Here is a 761-nt window from a genome sequence, read left to right on the forward strand (position 1 = left end):
GCACTGCGATGTCGAGATTTCCCATGCTTAGGTCGCTGACCATCTGGTTTGAATAATCCGACTCGACATGGATCGACGATTTGGGAAGAGCCTGACACAGCGTCTCCACCCAACCCGGCAAAACCGAACGGGTCATCCCGACCTGCGCGGCGACGCGCAAGGTCCCTTCGAAACGATTGAAAGCCCGGACATCGTGGCGAGCCTGCGACCAAGTGGATAGGAGAGATCTGGCGTAAGCTTCGAACCGGCGCCCTGCGGCAGTCGGCTCTGCTCCGGCGCGTCCGCGTTGGAACAGTTCAGATCCGATTGCGCTCTCCAGGTTCTTGATGCGGGTGCTGATCGTCGACTGGGTTAAGCCCAACCGATCTGCGGTGCGATTGAAATTTCGCGACTCGATAATGTCGAGAAAGGTTTCGATGTGATCAAGCTGCATGGAAATCCCGATCGAAAAACTCGATCATATTCCACGTATCATAAGCTTGATCAAACAATACTCAAGGCGGAAGCTGCACCAGATCAGCGGCCGACAGCGCCGCCGGGTAAGGTTACGGAGCGGAACAAGTGTTCATAGTCGACTGCGACTGTCATAATTACTGGTCAAGCGCCACCGTGTTGGAGCCCTATCTCTCCGGCTTGTGGAAAGACATGTTCATCGAGGGCGAGAAAACAGGTCCCGTTGGCGCCTTTCCGCATGGTCATCGGCCCTGGTTCCACCCGCAGGATTTTTCCCGCAAGGACATCCGTCCGAAAACAGAAGCCGA

Annotated in this window: 1 protein-coding gene and 1 pseudogene; one reads left to right on the forward strand and one right to left on the reverse strand. The window is 55.8% G+C overall.

The features are described 5' to 3' along the window. A partial coding sequence (locus EOA19_RS34950) for a LysR family transcriptional regulator (protein WP_164893128.1) occupies window positions 1–433 on the reverse strand: 433 nt, incomplete at its 3' end. A 128-nt stretch (window positions 434–561) separates the two neighbouring features. Between EOA19_RS34950 and EOA19_RS36625 the strand changes: the two are divergent. Beyond that, window positions 562–761: pseudogene (locus tag EOA19_RS36625) on the forward strand (amidohydrolase); the annotation flags it as partial.

It is taken from the genome of Mesorhizobium sp. M7A.F.Ca.US.010.02.1.1, assembly GCF_004023085.1.
Classification (GTDB): Bacteria; Pseudomonadota; Alphaproteobacteria; order Rhizobiales; family Rhizobiaceae; genus Mesorhizobium.